Origin of the sequence: Enterococcus sp. CWB-B31 (genome assembly GCF_020567645.1) — a bacterium.
In the GTDB taxonomy this organism is placed as follows: Bacteria; Bacillota; Bacilli; order Lactobacillales; family Enterococcaceae; genus Enterococcus_L.
The window spans coordinates 1-1252 of record NZ_JAJDJW010000039.1 but is presented as its reverse complement, the minus strand read 5'-3'; the positions used below and the strand labels follow the sequence as shown (position 1 = coordinate 1252).

Here is a 1252-nt window from a genome sequence, read left to right as displayed (position 1 = left end):
GGGCCAGGTATCGCAGTGCGCATCGAAATGGATCAATGAAAGCGGCCTGCCGTACTTTTCCGCATGAGCCACGAGTAGCGGGTAGCTGATGTAGTGATCACCGCCGAGCGTCAGCATCCGAGCACCGGCATCGAGAATCGTGCGCGCATGCGTGACGATCGTCTCCTTGACGGTCGACGGATTGTGCACGTCGAGCCAGCAGTCGCCGTAGTCGATCACCGCATAGTCGTCAAAGGAAACACTGATCAATTCGGCTTGGCGGTCATCGCTGACGAGGCCAAGGGCGTTGTAGAAAGAAGCTCACGGAACGGACCCACGACGATGCAGCGGCAGATCGGTTTTGCGGAAGCGGAAAGTGCGGGCAAGAAGCGGGTGACCAAGCGTCAACGCTTTCTGGCCGAGATGGAGAAGGTCGTCCCTTGGTCGCGGCTGCTGTCGGTGATCGGGCCGTATTACCCGAAGGGCGAGCGTGGCCGGCCGCCGATTGGCCTGGAACGGATGCTGCGGATCTACTTGCTGCAGCAGTGGTACGGGTTGTCGGACGAAGGGCTTGAAGATGCGCTCTACGACAGCATCGCGATGCGCGCCTTCGCGGGCATCGACCTGGCGCGCGAGAACGTGCCGGACGCCACCACGCTGTTGAAATTCCGGCGCCTGCTGGTCGAGCACGCACTGACGCGAAAGCTGTTCGACGAGATCGGCATCGAGTTGTGCGAGCGCGGGCTGATGATGAAGGAAGGCACGCTGGTGGATGCGACGATCTTCGAGGCTGCGCCGTCCACGAAGAACGCCGGGAAGAGCCGTGACCCGGAGATGCATCAGACGAAGAAGGGCAACGACTGGTATTTCGGCATGAAGGCCCATGTCGGCGTCGACGCCGACTCGGGTCTGGTGCATAGCGTGGTCACCACGGCGGCCAACGAGCCGGACGTATCGCAGGCCCACGCCCTGCTGCACGGTCATGAGCAGGAAGCGTTTGGCGATGCGGGCTACACCGGCGTGGACAAGCGCGAGGAGATGAAGGGCAAGACGGTGAAGTGGCACGTGGCGCTCAAGCGCGGAAAGATCAGGGCGATGCAGGAAGGTCCGCTGAAGGACCTCGTGATCGCGGTCGAGCGAACCAAGGCGCAGATCCGCGCCCGGGTCGAGCATCCGTTTCATGTCGTGAAGAACCTGTTTCGTCATCGCAAGGTGCGCTACAAGGGTCTAGCCAGGAACATGGCACAGCTGTTCAGTCTGTTCGCGCTGGCGA

2 protein-coding genes are annotated in these 1252 nt (G+C 61.8%); one reads left to right on the top strand and one right to left on the bottom strand.

What is annotated here, in order from left to right:
* Positions 1-249: arginase family protein (locus tag LI954_RS15980; RefSeq protein WP_267491521.1), on the bottom strand; the 249-nt coding region annotated here is incomplete at its 3' end.
* A gap of 72 nt (positions 250-321) precedes the next feature.
* Between LI954_RS15980 and LI954_RS15975 the strand changes: the two genes are divergently transcribed.
* Positions 322-1252, top strand: a 931-nt coding sequence (locus LI954_RS15975) for an IS5-like element ISBmu23 family transposase (RefSeq protein WP_229444974.1), incomplete at its 3' end; no start/stop codon positions are given.